This is a genomic window from Streptomyces sp. JK94 (genome assembly GCF_053613315.1).
The window spans coordinates 36,777-53,493 of record NZ_JBSICH010000010.1; the positions used below are offsets into that span (position 1 = coordinate 36,777).

Annotated in this window: 14 protein-coding genes and 1 pseudogene; 9 read left to right on the top strand and 6 right to left on the bottom strand. The window is 74.7% G+C overall.

Annotated elements, in window-relative coordinates; all coding sequences use genetic code 11:
* Nucleotides 1-12: 12 nt before the first annotated feature.
* The 4 genes from ACVV2G_RS10250 to ACVV2G_RS10265 all read left to right on the top strand — a co-directional run bounded on the left by ACVV2G_RS10250 (nucleotide 13) and on the right by ACVV2G_RS10265 (nucleotide 4,704).
* Nucleotides 13-210, top strand: coding sequence for a hypothetical protein (locus tag ACVV2G_RS10250; protein ID WP_453842319.1), 198 nt, complete (start codon nucleotides 13-15; stop codon nucleotides 208-210).
* A gap of 43 nt (nucleotides 211-253) precedes the next feature.
* A complete protein-coding gene (locus ACVV2G_RS10255; RefSeq protein ID WP_453842320.1) occupies nucleotides 254-973 on the top strand; it encodes a peptidyl-tRNA hydrolase in 720 nt (239 codons plus the stop codon).
* Nucleotides 974-1,381: 408 nt separating this feature from the next.
* Nucleotides 1,382-2,800: an MbnB/TglH/ChrH family RiPP precursor modification enzyme gene (locus ACVV2G_RS10260; RefSeq protein ID WP_453842321.1), complete on the top strand. Its 1,419-nt coding sequence runs from the start codon at nucleotides 1,382-1,384 to the stop codon at nucleotides 2,798-2,800.
* 281 nt (nucleotides 2,801-3,081) lie between these two features.
* Entirely contained in the window at nucleotides 3,082-4,704 is a 1,623-nt protein-coding gene (locus ACVV2G_RS10265) for an alpha/beta hydrolase (protein ID WP_453842322.1), read from the top strand.
* Nucleotides 4,705-4,724: 20 nt separating this feature from the next.
* Here ACVV2G_RS10265 and hemQ read toward each other — a convergent pair whose 3' ends face one another.
* Nucleotides 4,725-5,462, bottom strand: a complete 738-nt coding sequence (hemQ, locus tag ACVV2G_RS10270; RefSeq protein ID WP_453842323.1) for a hydrogen peroxide-dependent heme synthase — start codon at nucleotides 5,460-5,462, stop codon at nucleotides 4,725-4,727.
* A 4-nt stretch (nucleotides 5,463-5,466) separates the two neighbouring features.
* Nucleotides 5,467-6,945: a protoporphyrinogen oxidase gene (gene hemG / locus ACVV2G_RS10275; RefSeq protein ID WP_453842324.1), complete on the bottom strand. Its 1,479-nt coding sequence runs from the start codon at nucleotides 6,943-6,945 to the stop codon at nucleotides 5,467-5,469.
* Between the two features lie 169 nt (nucleotides 6,946-7,114).
* On the opposite strand from hemG, the pseudogene ACVV2G_RS10280 reads away from it, so the two are divergent.
* Together ACVV2G_RS10280 and ACVV2G_RS10285 are read left to right on the top strand one after the other, a co-directional pair.
* Nucleotides 7,115-8,148 (top strand): annotated as a pseudogene (locus ACVV2G_RS10280) (DUF4349 domain-containing protein).
* 33 nt (nucleotides 8,149-8,181) lie between these two features.
* Nucleotides 8,182-9,588 carry an FAD-dependent oxidoreductase gene (locus ACVV2G_RS10285; protein WP_453842375.1) on the top strand — a complete coding sequence of 469 codons (1,407 nt, stop codon included), beginning with the start codon at nucleotides 8,182-8,184 and terminating at the stop codon, nucleotides 9,586-9,588.
* A gap of 131 nt (nucleotides 9,589-9,719) precedes the next feature.
* On the opposite strand, the gene ACVV2G_RS10290 is transcribed toward ACVV2G_RS10285, so the two are convergent.
* Nucleotides 9,720-10,082: a hypothetical protein gene (locus ACVV2G_RS10290; RefSeq protein WP_453842325.1), complete on the bottom strand. Its 363-nt coding sequence runs from the start codon at nucleotides 10,080-10,082 to the stop codon at nucleotides 9,720-9,722.
* A gap of 298 nt (nucleotides 10,083-10,380) precedes the next feature.
* Here ACVV2G_RS10290 and ACVV2G_RS10295 point away from each other — a divergent pair, with 298 nt between their 5' ends.
* Nucleotides 10,381-10,815 carry a hypothetical protein gene (locus ACVV2G_RS10295; protein WP_453842326.1) on the top strand — a complete coding sequence of 145 codons (435 nt, stop codon included), beginning with the start codon at nucleotides 10,381-10,383 and terminating at the stop codon, nucleotides 10,813-10,815.
* 22 nt (nucleotides 10,816-10,837) lie between these two features.
* Here the strand turns inward: ACVV2G_RS10295 and ACVV2G_RS10300 are convergent, their stop codons facing one another.
* From ACVV2G_RS10300 to ACVV2G_RS10310, 3 genes are all read right to left on the bottom strand, one after another.
* The gene (locus tag ACVV2G_RS10300; RefSeq protein WP_453842327.1) at nucleotides 10,838-11,284 is read right to left on the bottom strand and encodes an HIT family protein; all 447 of its coding nucleotides are present in this window, start codon (nucleotides 11,282-11,284) and stop codon (nucleotides 10,838-10,840) included.
* 66 nt (nucleotides 11,285-11,350) lie between these two features.
* Nucleotides 11,351-13,066: a TIR domain-containing protein gene (locus tag ACVV2G_RS10305; RefSeq protein WP_453842328.1), complete on the bottom strand. Its 1,716-nt coding sequence runs from the start codon at nucleotides 13,064-13,066 to the stop codon at nucleotides 11,351-11,353.
* Nucleotides 13,063-14,145, bottom strand: a complete 1,083-nt coding sequence (locus tag ACVV2G_RS10310) for a TIR domain-containing protein (RefSeq protein WP_453842329.1) — start codon at nucleotides 14,143-14,145, stop codon at nucleotides 13,063-13,065. The genes ACVV2G_RS10305 and ACVV2G_RS10310 overlap by 4 nt, the downstream gene beginning before the upstream one ends.
* A 525-nt stretch (nucleotides 14,146-14,670) precedes the next feature.
* Between ACVV2G_RS10310 and ACVV2G_RS10315 the strand changes: the two genes are divergently transcribed.
* Both ACVV2G_RS10315 and ACVV2G_RS10320 read left to right on the top strand, forming a co-directional pair.
* Complete coding sequence (locus ACVV2G_RS10315; RefSeq protein ID WP_453842330.1) at nucleotides 14,671-15,924, top strand: FxsB family cyclophane-forming radical SAM/SPASM peptide maturase; 1,254 nt, start codon at nucleotides 14,671-14,673, stop codon at nucleotides 15,922-15,924.
* Between the two features lie 4 nt (nucleotides 15,925-15,928).
* Nucleotides 15,929-16,714, top strand: coding sequence for a hypothetical protein (locus tag ACVV2G_RS10320; RefSeq protein ID WP_453842331.1), 786 nt, complete (start codon nucleotides 15,929-15,931; stop codon nucleotides 16,712-16,714).
* Nucleotides 16,715-16,717 lie beyond the last annotated feature (3 nt).

Consider the following 16,717-nt stretch of genomic DNA (forward strand, 5'->3'; position numbering starts at 1 on the left):
TACGCTGGAAGGATGAGCAGCGACGACGATTCCGGCCCCCACGACTACTGCCTGATCGACGCGACCCGGCCCCCCAGGGCCGACGGCCCGCCGTACGCCGAGTGCGTGCTGTGCCGGGAGCCCACGGAGTATCCCGAGTCGTACAAGGGCATCACCTTCTGCCCCGTCTGCGAGTGGCAGGAGGCCCAGCGGACGGCCTGTTCAGGCTGACCGCCCTCCTCCCGCGTCCGCGGGGCTTGGCAGACTGGCGGGCGTGAGCAACGATCCGACGACGTCCGTCCCCGACCGTCCCCTCCGCCCCGAGCCCGGCGACCGCGACCTCGCGCCGCAGTTCGTGCTGCCGCTGGTCGTCCGCATCGAGCGGGCGGCGCCCCCGCCCCGCACCGACGCGCTGGAGACCGCGGCCCGGGCGGTGCTGACGCTGCTCGGTGACGAGCGGTCGTCCGGCGACGGCGAGTGGGCGCGGGCGATGCGGGACTGGCAGGACGCGCGCATCCGCAAGGTCGTGCGGCGGGCGCGGGGCGCCGAGTGGCGGCGGGCCGAGGCGCTGCCCGGCATCACGGTCACCGGCGGGACGGCCGAGGTGCGGGTCTTCCCGCCGGTCCCGCTGGACGGCTGGCCCAAGGACCTGGCCCGCCTCCAGGTCTCCGGCACCGACCTCGACGACCCGGAGCCGCCGTCCGACGCCGGTCACCGCGGCCCGGTGCTGTGGATGAACCCGGACCTGGACATGTCGGCCGGCAAGGCGATGGCCCAGGCCGGGCACGGCGCCCAGCTCGCCTGGTGGGAGCTGGACGACGGGACGCGGGCCGCCTGGCGCGACGCGGGCTACCCGCTGGCGGTGCGCACCCCGGCCGCGGCCCGCTGGCGCGAGCTGACGGCCGGCGGCCTGCCGGTGGTGCGTGACGCCGGGTACACGGAGATCGCGCCGGGGTCGTGCACGGTGGTGGCGGATCATCCGGCGTTGCGGTAGGCGCGCGACGCCGTCCGGTGCACGGGGAATCCCGCCCTCCCTGGTCGCCGGGGCGGTGGGCTTCGCCCGCTGCCCGGGTGCCGTGGCCGTCGAGACCGTCGTAGCCGTCGAGGCGTACCCACTCGACGACCGAGTACGCCACGGCCGGGCCGGCCGTGGCGTACCCGGTCGTGGCGTACGCCGGGGCACGGAGCGACGTCGAGCGTGCGGGGTCCGTCCGCCCCGTCTGCGCCGCCTCGGTGCCGGCCGGCCGCCCCCGGTTCCCGGCGCGGCTCGCCCCGCGCCGGCGGGGCGACGCCCTCGCGAACCTCAGATGTTGCTCTGAACCTGCCCTGCCGGAGGTTCGGGCGGAGCCGGGAGGGCGATACCCCCGGCATGTTCGCAGGAGGGGGACGGACCATGGAGCAAGTGGCACGACTGGGGACCGGGATCGGATGGCGTCCGGAGATCGCGGACGTCGTCGAACGGATGCCCGGCATCGACTGGGTCGAGGCCGTGGCCGAGAACCTCTGCCCCGGGCATCTGCCCGACTCGCTGCTGCGGTTGCGCGAGCGCGGGGTGACCGTCGTGCCGCACGGCGTCTCGCTCGGCCTCGGTGACGCCGAACGGCCGGACGCGGGGCGCCTGGCGGCGCTGGCCGAGCGGGCGCGGGCACTGGGGGCGCCGCTGGTCACCGAGCACATCGCGTTCGTCCGGGCCGGGGGGCCGATGACCGCGTCCCAGCGGCTGGAGGCGGGGCACCTGCTCCCCGTGCCGCGCACCCGCGACGCCCTGGACGTGCTGTGCGAGAACGTGCGCATCGCGCAGGACGCGCTGCCGGTGCCGCTCGCCGTGGAGAACATCGCCGCGCTCGTCTCCTGGCCGGGCGAGGAGATGACGGAGGGGCAGTTCCTGTACGAGCTGGCCGACCGGACGGGGGTGCGGCTGCTGATCGACGTGGCGAACCTGCACACCAACCACGTCAACCGCGGCGAGGACCCCGCCGAGGCGCTCGCCGGACTCCCCCTGGAAGCCCTCGCCTACGTCCACGTCGCGGGCGGCTTCGAACGGGACGGCATCTGGCACGACAGTCACGCCCACGCCGTACCGCGGCCGGTCCTCGACATCCTCACCGACCTCGCCTCACGCGTGGCGCCACCGGGCGTCCTGCTGGAGCGCGACGAGAACTTCCCCGACGCGCGGGTGCTGGAGGACGAGGTGGAGGCGATCCGCGTGGCGGTGGACAGGGGCCGTCGCCGCGATACCGGCCGGCTCGGTCGCGAAGGCGGCGAAGGACGCGCCCGGGCTGCCGGTGACCCCCGGGGCGGGGCGGCGGGCGGAGATCCACGCCAGGCCGGGGCGGTGGCCGTGGAGCCCGGCCGGGGCGGGGCCGCCACGCCGCGGACCGCGGACGGCGGGTCCGGCGCCGCCGACGCCGCACGGCAGCGGCTCGCCCTCGCGCAGACCGCGCTGCTGTCCGCACTGGTCGCCGGGACCCCCGTGCCGGAGGGGTTCGACCGGGTACGGCTCGGCGTGCAGGCGCGGGCGCTCGCCGCGAAACGGGCCGACGTGGTCGCGAAGGTCGCGCCCGAACTGCCGGTGATCCTCGGCGCGGGGTACCGGCCGGCCTTCCTCGCCCACGCCCGGCGCCGTCCGATGACCGGCGGATACCGGCGGGACGCCCTCGACTTCGTCGAGCGGCTGATCCTGGACGGCCGCCCGCGGGACGCGGAGGCGCGCCGCGCGTTGCGCCGGTGGTGGCTGGAGCGGTCGGGTCCGGCGCCGCGGTCGGAGCGCCCCGGGGCCCGCTGGGCCCGTGCGACCGGGCGGGTCCTGCTGCGCCGCTGAACCATCCCGGCACCTTCTGACGGAACGTCATTCACCCACCGCACTGCGTCCCGGAATGCGCGGTGCGCGACGCGGTCGGCGAACCGGACCCGCGCGCGGCCTCCGCCCACCGCGAGCGGTACGCCGGCGAGTACGCCGAGGGGCACGGCGAACCGCGGGCCTGACGCGCCGGGGGCGTACGGGAGCGCTCGGAGCCGACACCCGCGGGCGGTGCTTGCCCCGCCCGGTCGCCGCGCCAACCATCCCCTGTGTCACCACCGTGTGCATGGAAGGGATACGCGATGCGAGCTGCCGCCCTCTACTCGGCCGCCGGGTCCTTGCTGCTGTCCGCCCTGACCGCCGCCCCGGCCCAGGCAGACCCGGCCGGGCCCGGCTCCGCGCAGGCACGCGGCACCGCCGTGGCCGCCGAGCGCGCGGCGGCGGCCGGCATCCGGTTCGGCCGGTGCCCGAAGGCGGAGGAACTGCCGGAGGCCGTGCGCTGCGGCACGGTCACCGTGCCCCTGGACTACGCGCGCCCCGACGGGGAGCGGATCCGACTGACCGTCAGCCGGGTGCGGGCCACGCACAAGGACCCGCACGACGGCAGGCGCAAGGTGCCCGGACAGGGCGCACTGCTCTACAACCCGGGCGGTCCGGGCGCCTCGGGGCTGTACTTCCCGCTGGTCGGCATGGTGCCCGAGTGGAAGCGGATCGCCGCGGCGTACGACCTCGTCGGATACGCCCCGCGCGGGGTCGCGCCCTCCGCCCCGCTGTCCTGCCAGGACCCCGGCGACTTCTTCAAGGGGCCCCGGCCGGCTCCGGCGCAGCCCTCGGACGCGTACAAGAGGGAGCGCGCCGGCGAGGCCGAGGCGTACGCGCGCGGCTGCGCGGAGCGGACCGGGGAGGCGCTGCGCCACTACCACTCCCTCAACAACGCCCGTGACCTGGAGGTCGTGCGGGCCGCACTGGGCGAGCGGCGGCTCACGTTCATGGGCGCGTCGTACGGCACCTACCTCGGGGCCCTGTACGCCGAGCTGTTCCCCTCGCACGTGCGGCGCATGGTGTTCGACTCGGTGGTGAACCCTGACCCAGGGCGGATCTGGTACCGCAACAACCTCGAACAGTCCGAGGCCTTCGAGGACCGCTGGACGGACTTCAAGGAGTGGATGGCCGAGCACGACGCCGTGTACGGGCTCGGGGACACGGCGAGGCGGGTGCAGAACAGCTACGAGGAGGCGAGCGCGCGCCTCGCGGCCGAGCCGGCGGGCGGGACGGTGGGACCGGCCCAGTTGCAGGGGGCGTTCCTGCGGGCCGGGTACTACGACGACTACTGGCCGCACCGCGCCGAGGCGCTGTCGGCGTATCTGAAGGGGGACCCGCAGCCGCTGGTCGACCAGGCGGGCACGCGCACCGAGGAGGGGGTGGCCGGGGCGGAGAACTCCAACGCCGTGTACACGGCCGTCGAGTGCAACGACGCCTCCTGGCCGACCGACTTCGAGGTCTGGGACCGGGACAACACGCGGCTGGCGCGCCGGGCACCGTTCGAGACGTGGGACAACGTGTGGACGAACCTGCCGTGCGCCTACTGGCAGGCGCCCCGGCAGCGGCCCCTCGACGTGCGCACCGGGCCGGGCGAACTGCCGCCGACGCTGATCCTGGCCGCCGAGCGGGACGCGGCGACCCCCTACGCCGGCGCGCTGGAGCTGCGCCGGCGGCTGTCGGGCTCGGTGCTGGTGACCGAGCGGGACGCCGGGACGCACGGCATCGGCGGCGGCCCGAACTCCTGCGTCAACGGCCACCTGGAGGCGTACCTGCTGGACGGCGGCCTTCCGGCGCGGGACGAGTCGTGCGCCGGGAGGCCGGCGCCGGAGCCGAGGCCCGCCAAGCAGCCGCGGGCCGGATCGGCCGCGGCGCCGGCGGCCTGACCGGGCGGGCGGCGGCCTGCTCAGGCGAGTCCGGCCACCAGCTCGGCGATGTCCTTGCGCCGTCCCGTGTAGAAGGGGACCTCCTCGCGGACGTGCATACGGGCCTCGGAGGCGCGCAGGTGGCGCATGAGGTCGACGATGCGGTACAGCTCGTCGGCCTCGAAGGCGAGGATCCACTCGTAGTCGCCGAGGGAGAAGGAGGCGACCGTGTTGGCGCGCACGTCCGGGTAGCCGCGGGCCATCTTGCCGTGGTCGGCGAGCATGCGCCGGCGGTCCTCGTCGGGCAGCAGATACCAGTCGTAGGAGCGCACGAACGGGTAGACGCTGATGTAGTCGCGGGGCGTCTCGTCGGCCAGGAAGGCCGGGATGTGCGCGCGGTTGAACTCGGCGGGGCGGTGCAGCGCCATGTTCGACCAGACCGGCTCCAGCGCGCGGCCGAGCCTGGTGCGGCGGAAGAGGTTGTACGCGTCCTGGAGCTGGTCGGCGGTCTCGGCGTGCCACCAGATCATCAGGTCGGCGTCGGCGCGCAGACCGGACACGTCGTACGTGCCGCGGACCGTCACGTCCTTGGCGGCGAGCTGGTCGAACAGCTCCTGGACCTCGTCGGCGTAGCCTGCGCGCGCGGCGTCGTCGGGGAGCACGTCCTTGAGTCTGAAGACGGACCAGAGGGTGTAGCGGATGACCTCGTTGAGGTCCTTGGCCAGCTTGCCCTTGTTCGGGATGCGTTCGGCTGCGGGGGTGGAGGCGTCGTCACTCATGGCCCTATTCTCCCGCTCCCCCGTGCGGACTCCGCACCGGGTGGGCGGTGAGCGCCTCCACACCCCGCGGGTCCCCCCGGAGCCGGTCCACGGCGGCGTAGGCGCTCGCGATGCAGGCCGGGACGCCGACACCGTCGTAGGCCGCGCCGCACACGGCAAGGCCCGGGACCCTGCCGACGTGTTCGCGGACGCGGGCCACGCGCGCGTGGTGGCCGACCGGGTACTGCGGCAGGCCGTCCTGCCAGCGGGTGACCCGGGTGGCGACGGGCTCGGCGGTCAGGCCCGTCGCCTCCCCCAGGTCGTGCCGGGAGACGGCGACCAGGCCGGCGTCGTCGCGGTCGAGGATCTCCGTCTCTCCGTACCGGCCGACGGAGGTGCGCAGGACGACCAGGTCCGGGTCCTCGTCGGCGATCCAGCCCCACTTGCGGGAGGCGAAGGTGGACGCCTTGATGGTGCGCCCCTCCACCGGCGGCACGAGGAAGCCGCTGCCGTCGGGGAGCGCGGCGGCGTCGGAGCGGCGGTGGACGAGGGTGATCAGGGCCATGGAGGCGTACTCGACGGCCGCCAGCTCGGCCGCGGCGGCGGGGACCTCGGCGCGCAGCAGCGCGGCGGCGGGGCCGGCGGGGACGGCGACGACGACCGCGCCGGCGTGCAGCACCCGGTCGCCGGCGACGACCCGCCAGCCGTCCGGGGCCGTGCGGCGCAGCTCCGTCACGGGCGCGTGCGTGACGATCTCGCCGCCCCGCGCGCGCACCGACTCCGCGACCGCGAGCGGGAGGGTGCCGACGCCGCCTTCGATGCCCGTGAACACCGGTCCGCTCGGCGGGGAGGTGGCCGTCCGGCCCTGGAGGGCGCGCACCGCCTCGGTGAGGGAGGTGTGGGCGCGGGCCGCCTCGAAGAGCTGGGGCACGGCGGAGCGCAGCGAGATGCGGTACGCGTCGCCCGCGTAGACGCCGCCGAGCAGCGGTTCCACGAGGCGGTCGACGACCTCGCGGCCGAGGCGCGCCGCCACGTACTCGCCCACCGCCACGTCGTCGCCGATCTCGGTGCGGGGCAGTTCGGCGTCGCGCTCGATGCGGGCGAGGCCCTCCTCGGAGAGGACACCGGCCAGTGCGGTCGCGGTGCCGGGAACGCCCATGACGTGGCCCTTGGGCATGGGCCGCAGGGCGCCGCGGGTCCACAGGGAGGCCGATGCGGCGGCCGGCGGCTGGAGGCGGTCGGCGAGACCGGCCTCGCGGGCGAGCCCCACGGCCTCGGGGCGGCGGGCCAGCAGGGACTCGGCGCCGAGGTCGACGCGTACTCCGGCGACTACTCCGGGCAGCAGCTTGCCGCCGACGCGGCCCGACGCCTCCAGCACGGTCACCCGCGCGCCGCGCGCCAGCAGGCGGTGGGCGGCGGCCAGTCCGGCGATGCCGGCTCCGACGACGACGACATGCCCCGGGTCCGCGGGGGTCTCGCCCGCGGGGGTCTCGCTTGCGTACATGCCCCCAGCGTCTCAGACCGCACCGGCGGTGCCACCGCCGGGCCGAGCCGCCCGCGGGGTCCCCGGCGAGTCCGGACCGTGACCTGTTCGGGACCGTTCCGCGTCGGCGTTCGTCCGGTTCCGCGCGTCGAAGGAGTATCAGCCGTCACGTTCCCGGGGGGTACCCACCATGCACGCACGACGTCCAGCGCGGCGCTCCGTGCCACCCGCCCACGCCCTGGCCGGCCTGGTGCTGGCCGCGGCCCTCGTCCTGACCGGATGCAGCGGTGCGGACGGCGGCTCCGACTCGGGCGCGGGCGACGCCGGGGCGGCCGCGCCCCAGGAGGGTGTGCGGGCGGAGGGCCGCGGCGAGGACCGGTCCGGTGCCGCGGGCGGCGAGGCGGGCAAGGCCGGGGCGACCGCGCCGCCGCAGGCCGCCCCCGCCCACGTCATCCGCACGGCCTCGCTGACCGTGCAGGTCGAGGACGCCCCGAAGGCACTGGAGGCGGCCCGCACCGCGACCGAGAACGCCGGCGGGTACGTCGGTGACGAGACCACCACCCGGGACGGGGACGGCCACGAGCGGACCGAGGTCGTCCTGCGGGTGCCCGTGGAGCGCTACGAGGAGGTGCTCGACGAACTGGAGGGCGCCGGCCGGCTCATCGAACGCAGGGCGAGGCGGAGGACGTCACCGACCAGGTCGTGGACGTGGACAGCCGGGTGAAGTCGCAGCGCGCCAGCGTGGCCCGCGTGCGCGAGCTGATGGAGCGGGCGACGAGGCTGAGCGACGTGGTGACGCTGGAGGGCGAGCTGAGCACCCGCCAGGCGGAGCTGGAGGCGCTGCTCGCCCGGCAGGCGGCCCTGAAGGACCGCACGAGCCTGGCCACCCTCACCCTCTCCCTGTCCGAGACACCGGTGGAACGGGCGGACGGGGGCGACGACCCCGGTTTCACGGACGCGCTGGCCGGCGGCTGGGAGGCGTTCGTGACGGTGCTGCGCTGGGTGGCGGTGGCGTTCGGCACGGTGCTGCCGTTCGCCGTGCCGGCGGCCCTGCTGGCGCTCCTGTGGGTGCGGGTGCTGCGGCCCCGGCTGCCGCGCCGCAAGGCGCCGGTGCCCGTGGCGCCCCCGGCCGGCGCCGCCCCGGCCTCGGCGCCGCTGCCGACGGCCCGGCCCGCGCCCGAGGCCCGCACCACTCGCCGGGAGGGGCCCGGCGCGGAGGACTGAAATGCCCGCCCCCGTAGCGTGTTCACCATGAGCATGAGCATGAGCACTGTGAGCGGTACCGGGCGGGCTGGAGAGCGACTGGTGGTGATCGGCGGTGACGCCGCGGGGATGTCCGCGGCGTCGCAGGCGCGCCGGCTGAGGGGCCCCGGCGAACTGGAGATCGTCGCGTTCGAACGCGGCCACTTCAGCTCGTACTCGGCCTGCGGCATCCCGTACTGGGTCGGCGGTGACGTGGCCGAGCGGGACGAGCTGATCGCCCGGACGCCCGAGGAGCACCGCTCGCGCGCCATCGACCTGCGGATGCGCACCGAGGTCACGGAGATCGACGTCGCCGGCGGGCGGGTACGCGCGCGGGACGTCGATTCCGGGGCGGAGTCCTGGACGCCGTACGACAAGCTCGTAATCGCCACCGGTGCCCGCCCGATCCGTCCCGGCCTGCCGGGCGTCGACGCGCCGGGCGTGCACGGGGTGCAGACCCTGGACGACGGGCAGGCGCTGCTCGACACGCTGGCACGCACGCGTGGCCGTCGCGCGGTGGTCGTCGGCGCGGGTTACATCGGCGTGGAGATGGCCGAGGCGCTCATCAAGCGCGGTTACGAGGTGACGGTCGTCAACCGCGGCCGGGAGCCGATGTCCACACTCGACCCGGACATGGGCCGCCTGGTGCACCAGGCCATGGAGGGCCTCGGCATCACCATGGTGAACGACGCCGAGGTCACCGAGGTCCTCACCGGGGACGACGGCCGGGTCCGCGCGGTGGCCACCGCGGACGCCGAGTTCCCGGCGGACGTGGTGGTGCTCGGCATCGGCGTCCACCCGGAGACCGCGCTCGCCGCGGCCGCCGGTCTGCCGGTCGGCGCGCACGGCGGGCTGCTGACCGACCAGGGCATGCGGGTGCGCGGGCACGAGGACATCTGGGCCGGGGGTGACTGCGTGGAGGTGCTCGACCTGGTCACCGGCCAGGAGCGGCACATCCCGCTCGGCACGCACGCCAACAAGCACGGGCAGGTCATCGGCACCAACGCGGGCGGCGGTTACGCGACCTTCCCGGGCGTGGTCGGCACGGCGGTCAGCAAGGTCTGCGACCTGGAGATCGCGCGGACCGGGCTGCGCGAGAAGGACGCGCTGCGCGCGGGGCTGCGGTTCGTGACGGCCACCGTCGAGTCCACCAGCCGCGCCGGCTACTACCCGGGCGCCTCCCCCATGACGGTGAAGATGCTCGCCGAGCAGCGCACCGGCCGGCTGCTCGGCGTCCAGATCGTGGGCCGCGAGGGCGCGGGCAAGCGGGTCGACGTCGCCGCGGTGGCCCTCACGGCCGGGATGACGGTGGAACGGATGACGTCCCTTGACCTCGGCTACGCGCCGCCCTTCTCACCGGTCTGGGACCCGGTACTGGTGGCCGCCCGCAAGGCCGCGCGGGCGGTCGGGCACCAGGTCTGAGGAGACCCGGGGAGGCCCGAGGAGGCTTGAGGCCGGCCGCCACACCGTGCCGACAATCCGCCACGCCGTCCCGGCGAGACGACAACCCGCTACACCGTCCCGGCGACCCAGCACGCCGTCCCGGCGACCCGCTACGCCGTCCCGTCGATCCGGTCGGCGGCCTGCCGGGCCTGCTCCGCCGGGGGCCGCGAGGGCAGGGACGACACCGATGCCGGGGTGGTCGCCGGCCCCGGTGTGCTCACCGGCGCCGGGGGGCTCACCGCGGGCGGCCGCTCACCGGCCGGCCGGGCGTGCGCCGCGCCCCGCGCGGAGCGCAGCCGGTGGCTCACCGCCTCGTCCAGTGTCACCGGCCGCTGCATCCGGGCGGCTAGTCGTCCGGCCTCCTGGCCGAGCCGGGCGACGTCCTCCCAGGGCAGGCGCAGCACGAGGGCGATCTCGGCCTCGCCGTCGGGCAGGGCGTGCATCGCGGGAGCCGGACCGACCCGTTCGTTCATGCCTGTTCCTCACGTCGACGTCGTCCCCGCGTCCCGCCTTCCCCGAACCGCGGGCGGTTGAGAGGACATACGCGCACCCGGGAGCGGGCGTTCAGGGAGGCGCCGATGTGCCGTCCGTGCCGCGGGCACCGTGGCGAACCTGGCCCGTGCGGTCGCTCTCCTCGTCGGCACGCTGCCGTCCCGGCCGCTACGGCACGGCGTCCACCCCCGTCGAGGCCGCGCGGGCCGCACCCGGTCAGGCGGGCGCGGTCGGCCCGGCGGCCCCGGTGGGTAAGCTCCCGAGCACACGGTCTACGGCTTGGGGGAACCGATGACGACGGGGGACAGTCCGGTGCTGGGCGAGGGCCGGATCAAGCATCTGGAGCTGATCCAGATGGTGGTGGCCCGCATGGGCAACAACTCGTTCCTGATCAAGGGCTGGTCGCTGACGGTCACCGGCGCGCTGCTCGCCTTCGCGGTCGGCAACGACGACGCGTCCGTCGCCCTGGTCAACTTCGTGCCCATCACGGCCTTCTGGTTCCTCGACGCCTACTTCCTCCACCAGGAACGGCTGTTCCGGCGGTTGTACGACCGGGTACGGCGCCCGGACGCGACCGTGGAGCCGTTCGCCATGGACGTGGCCCAGGGCCGCGAGCCCGCGGGCGTTGTGAAGGCGGCCGTGTCACCCACGCTGTCCTTCTTCTACGGCGGGCTCGTCGCCACCCAGGTGTTCGCCCTGCTGCTCGTCGGCTGACGCGGCACGGGGACGGCCGGCCTCAGGGCGTCGGGGCCGGCAGCGCCGCGCGGATCCGCCGCACCGAGTCGTCCAGCGTCTGCGGGTCCGTCTCCGCCTCCTCGGGCCACAGGTGCGGCATGCGGTCGCCCTCGAACCGGGGCACCAGGTGGACGTGCAGGTGGGGCACCGTCTGCGTGGCCGCGGCGCCGGAGGACTGGATGACGTTCAGCCCGTCGGGGCGGTGGGCTGCCCGTACCGCGTGCGCCACGCGGAGCACCTCCGCCCCCACCGCCGCGGCCGTCTCCTCGTCGGCCTCCCAGATGTCGCGCACGTGCCGCCGCGGCGCCACCAGGACGTGCCCCGGGTGCACCGGCCGAAGCGGCAGGAAGGTCAGCGTGGCTCCGGTGCCGGCGATCAGCCGCGCGGGGGCGGTGCCGGCGGCGATCCGGCAGAAGGCGCAGCCGGCGGCGGGGTCGGGGCGTGTCATGGGTCGACCTTAGGCCGTCGCCCCGGCACCGGTGCCCGCCACCGGTGCCGGCGCCGCCGGGGGCGGTCAGCGGGTTTCGCCGTTGGCCTCGGGGAAGGCCAGCGGCAGTTCCATCACCTGCTTCCTGGGCAGGTGGGGCAGCGGCGACTCGGCCGCCGTCTCGACCATGCGCTTGGCGAGGTTCTGGACGTAGTCGTGGAGGGAGTCCTTCTGGCGGGCCACCGACAGGTCGTAGACGTCCTCGACGAACTCGCCGTCCGGTCCCCCGAGCGCGCGGTACTGGAAGTCCGTGAAGTCCTTCGGCAGCTTGTACTGCGGCAACGGCCGCACCCAGAACACCGGGAAAATCGCGATGGGTTCACCGCCCACCTCGGCTCCGACGCCGCGGATGCGTTCCATCATCACGGCCCACTCACGACGGCACCACGGACTGGTGAAGTAGTCCGTGGTGATCAAGGGCACCAGCAGCCGGGTGGTGCGGATCGCCTCGATGAGCCGCGGTTCCCACTGCGCGCCCTGCTTGGTCCTGTAGTCCATGTAGCCGGTGCTCAGCTCGCACTTGCCGCGTCTGGCCGCGACCGCCTTCTGCAGCATCTCGTGGAAGGCGAGTGCCTCCTGCGCGTGGTCCTCCCGGTTGACCCAGCTCACGAAGAACAGGCATGTCGACGCGTCCTCGGCCGGGGCGGGGACGGCGGCCGGCCTGGGCGGCGGCAGCCAGACGGGGTTCCACCGTGCGGCCGCCGCCTCGACGATCTCCCGGATGCCGCGGGCCGTCTCCTGACCGGTCTTCGCCGCGTCGGCGGTCGCCTCGACGGTGGTGGCCAGGGCGCGCAGGAAGTCGGGGGTCCCGCTCTCGCCGAAGGCGATGTCCAGGAGCCCGTCCACCCGTTCCGGGATGAAGAGTTCCGCTGTCAGCCGGTCGTCCAGGAAGACGTCGGTGTGTTCGCGCAGTGCCGCGATCCAGCTCCGGTAGCTGCCGGCGTCCCGGCACACGGGGGAGCGCAGGATCAGGGTCCGCAGGCTCGTCCGGTCCGGACCCGGGTCGTCGGACCTGCGCGTCACCGAGACCGGGGACCGTGCCCGGTGCCCGTCCGGCTCGGGCGCCATCCGCACGATGTCGGCCAGGGTGAGGAACTGCTGGGGGGTGATGGCGCCGGCGCGGATCTCCTCGGCCACCCGCACGAGCTGGCCCGGGTGCCCGTCGAACGCCTCGGCGAGGCGGTCCGCGTTGCGCTGGTCGAGCGTCGCCACCTCCTTGAAGATCTTCGCCGCCTCGGCGCGGTCCACCGGCCCCACCTGGAGCCGGGCCCGCTCGTCCCAGGTGCCGGCGGCCCGCGAGGTGACCAGGATGCGTGCGTTGCCCTCGGGGAAGAGGTCCCGGACGGCGTCCGGGTCCGCGACGTTGTCGTAGATGAGGAGCCAGTTGACCGCGAAGGGGCCGCTCAGGGGCTCGCCACGGGCCGTCTCGTACGCCTCGCACAGGCTGTCGAGCGCCTGTCGCACCCGCTCCGTCAGCCGGGCCGGGTCCTGTTCCCGGGCGCAGTCGAACGTCCAGGCCATCTCGTACCGCTGGCTGTAGGTGTGCCCGTAGGCGACGGCCATCTGCGACGTACCGTAGCCGAGCGGACGGTCCAGGGGGTCGTGGAGCAGGACGGCCGGGTGTTCGGTGTGGAGGGAGAACACCTCGGCGATCTCCTCGTCCCGGCCGACGAACGGAGCGACACGCGGGACGAGGTTCGATATCTCGGGCAGTCCCGTGGTCAGGCGGCCGGCCGACGTCACAGGCTGCTCCCCCGGCCCGGGGACCGCCGGGTGACGACCGCGGACACCTCCCGGAGGATCCGCTGCACGGACACCGCGAGATCGGACCCGGCCAGCATGACCACGTGGGCGTCGCGCACCAGCAGCGGCCGGGGCGCCGTGTCGATCTGCACGAGGACCGGCGGCGGCGACTCGGCGGCCGGCTCGGTGAAGGCGTCCGCCCAGTCCGTGGGCGAGGTGCTGCCGGCGCCGAAGTAGTCGCGGGAGAAGAGCACGAGCAGGCGTCCGGCCGCGCCCCGCGCCCGGGCCACGGCCTCGGGCAGCGTCTCGCGGCTGGCTCGCCAGCGCTGCTGCACGACGTGGTACCCCCCGTCCTTGAGGACGTCCTCCACCCAGTCCGCCCACGGCTGGTCGGCACCGACGTAGCTGATGGCCACCGAGCGCGACCCGGGTTCCGCGCCGCCGGGCCGCAGGGTGGCGGGCGTGGCCGGCGAGGTGGCGCCGACGGGCTGCCGGGGCTGCGGCACGAGTTCGGTGCCGAAGGCCGCCTCCAGTGCCAGCGCGTCGGCCACGTCCAGTTCTTCCAGTTCCTTGCGCCCGGCGTCGGCGATGGATTTGGCCAACTGTTCGACCAGGGCGTAGTAGCGCTCCTCGTCCGCCGGGTTCGCCGACGCGGCCAGCGACTCCAGGCCGTCCGTCCGGAGCCACTCGAAGGCCCCGGGGAAGGACACCGACTCCCGGACCGGCTCCGGGACCTGGGCGTCCGGCACCGGTTTCCAGCACAGCGGGATCAGACAGCTCCGGGCCGGGGCGCCCGTGGTGTCCTCGTGGTGCCGCATGCGGGAACGGAAGACGGCCCACTCGATGCCCGCACCCCGGTCCCTGAAGAACCGGGGGGAGTAGAGGGCGATCATCACACCGGCCCTGGTCACCTGGCTCTCGCGGGCGGACTCGGGGTCCATCAGGGCGCCGAGGACACCGCTGACGCCGAAGCCCTCCTGGGTCCTCAGCTGGTACTCGAGATCGGTGTGGAAACGCGTGAGCGCGGGCCACCCGTCGGCACGGACGCAACTCGTATAGAAGAAAGCGGCTGGATCCACGCGCCCCTCACAGACTGCCGCCGTCGCTCAGGCGGTACGGACATTCGCGCAGACTCGGCCACGAAAGACTCTCGGTCGGTCGGCGGCGACTTTCCCGCGGCCAGTTCCCATCCTTCAACACCCACGAGGATAGGCTTGGTTGGCCTCGCTGGGTACACTCACAGGTGTATGAGGGGACTGTTCGGCAGGCAAGCCGGGGTGCGGCGCAGTCGGGGGCGGGCGGTCCGGGGAGCCACGAGTCCCGGACTGTAGCAGCAACAGCACGGGTCTCCCGCGCTTCACCCGTTTGACGAGAGCATGCCATCGCGGTCCCCCAGGGACAGGCGGAACGCTCGGGGGGAGTGCACGCGATGGCACGTGAGGCGGCACCGGTCACGTCACACGGCCCGGCCTGCCCGGCGGACGAACCGCCCGGCAGCCTCCCGAGCGCCCGTGACCTGCACCTCCTTCCCCGCACCGCACTGGTCGAGGCCCTGTTGCGCAACGCCGGCGGAGGCGCCGGACCCAGACGGCCGAGGTGGGAAAGTGCGGTGTGAGGCCCCGAAACCCACCGTCCCGCCCGCGCGGGAACCGGCGGCGACATTCACCCAGTTCGTCGTAAAGCTGCACAGCCGTTGCAATTTCGGGTGCCCGGACTGCTATGTCTACGAGCACCGCGACCGCGGCTGGGCCGACGAGCCGCGCGCCATGAGCGCGGCCGTGATGAGCCGCCTGTCCGCCCGGATCGCCGAGCACGTGCGCCGCCACGCCCCCGAGCGGGTCCAGGTGGTCCTGCACGGGGGCGAGCCCCTGCTGGCCGGCCGCGCGGCGGTGGAGCGGTTCGCCACCCGGCTGCGCGCCGACTGCCGCGATCTGGCCACCGGGATCGACCTGCTCGTCCAGACCAACGCCTCACTGCTCGACCGCGACTTCCTCGACGTCTTCCTGCGGCACGACGTCACGGTCGGCGTCAGCCTCGACGGCACCCCCGGATCGCACGACCGGCACCGCCCCGACCGGGCCGGACGGGGTACGTACGCCGAGGTGGCGCGCGGGCTCTCCCTGCTGCGGCTGCCCCGCTACCGCAGGCTGTACGGCGGGCTTCTGTGCGTCGTCGACGCGGAGGCCGACCCCGTGGAGACGTACGAGGCGCTGCTGGCCCACGAGCCGCCCCGCCTGGACCTGCTGCTGCCGCACGCCACCTGGCAGTTCCCGCCACCCCGGCCCCGCGGCGCCGGCACCGCACCGTACGGGCGCTGGCTCGCCGCGGTGTTCGACCGCTGGTTCGACGCTCCCCGGCGGGAGACGTCCGTCCGCCTCTTCGACTCCCTGCTCGACCTGCACCTGGGCGGCACCAGCACGAGCGAGGTGTGGGGGCCCTACGGCGCCGACGTCGTCGTCATCCAGCCCTCGGGACTGATCGAGTACAACGACATCCTCAAGACGGTGGGGCCCGACGCCGCACGGTCCCTGCTCCACATCGCCGCACACGACTTCGACCGCGCGGCCGCGGACCCCGGGTTCGCCGCGGAGCGTGCCGGGCCGGACGGCCTGTGCGGGCAGTGCCGGGCCTGCCCCGTCGTACAGGTCTGCGGCGGTGGTCTGCGGGCCCACCGGCACCATCCCGGCAACGGTTTCGACAACCCGTCCTGCTACTGCGCCGACCTCCGCTTCCTCATCGACCACGTACGGGCGCGGATCACGGACGGCGTCACGGCCCTGCGGGAGCGCCGCTCCCCCGCGAAGACGTCCGCCCGGTCGCCGGCGCCGGCACTCCACGAGACGAAGCCGGGAGAGTGACCGCATGACGGCATCGCGCCCGCCCGCCACGCCCTACTACTACATCAGCCACGCGCTGCCGTCCTGGGGCGATCCCTGGCTGCGGGCCTTCCACAACGACCTCCAGGACGAGATACGGCGGCGTCTCGGCCCCGACCCCGGGTACACGGGGGTGCTCCCCGAGCCGCCCGGTACCGCCCGTCCGTGGCCGGACACCTGGAGCCCCACGCCCGCGATGCGCTGCCGTGCGCTGGTCGTGCTGCTGACCGAGGACTACTACCGGGACCCGCGTACGCTCCGCGACCTGGCGCTCTTCCGCCGCCGGCTGGCCTGGGAGCAGGACCAGACGGGCCGCCCCTCACCCGCCCTGGTACAGGTCCTGTGGGAGACCAGGGGCCTGCCGCCCCTGGGGCCCGAGACGGTGGTCGCCCCGGTCGGCGACTACACGGCGTCGGGTCTCGCCGGCCTGGTGCGCGCCCCGCACGCGCGCGGCGGTTATCTCCGCGTCCTGCGGGCAGTCGTGGAACGGGTCCTCGCGGGCGCCCGCCACTCCCCTCCCGCGATGACGCCTCAGGACCTCCACCCCGACACGATCCCGCACCCGGCCGAGTCAGGAATGCCTCACATTCCGTTCTCGACCGGTTGTACCGCTCATAGGCAGTTCGCGCCGGTGCGGGTAACGTGGCAGCCAACGCACGCCGTACCACCGTCCCGCTCTGAGCAACCGGAGCGGGAGGCATCCCCGCACAGGTCCTGGTTCTCCCAGCCGGGAGAGGACGAGCGGCCGATTCTCCGGGGGCCTCACAGCTGACGC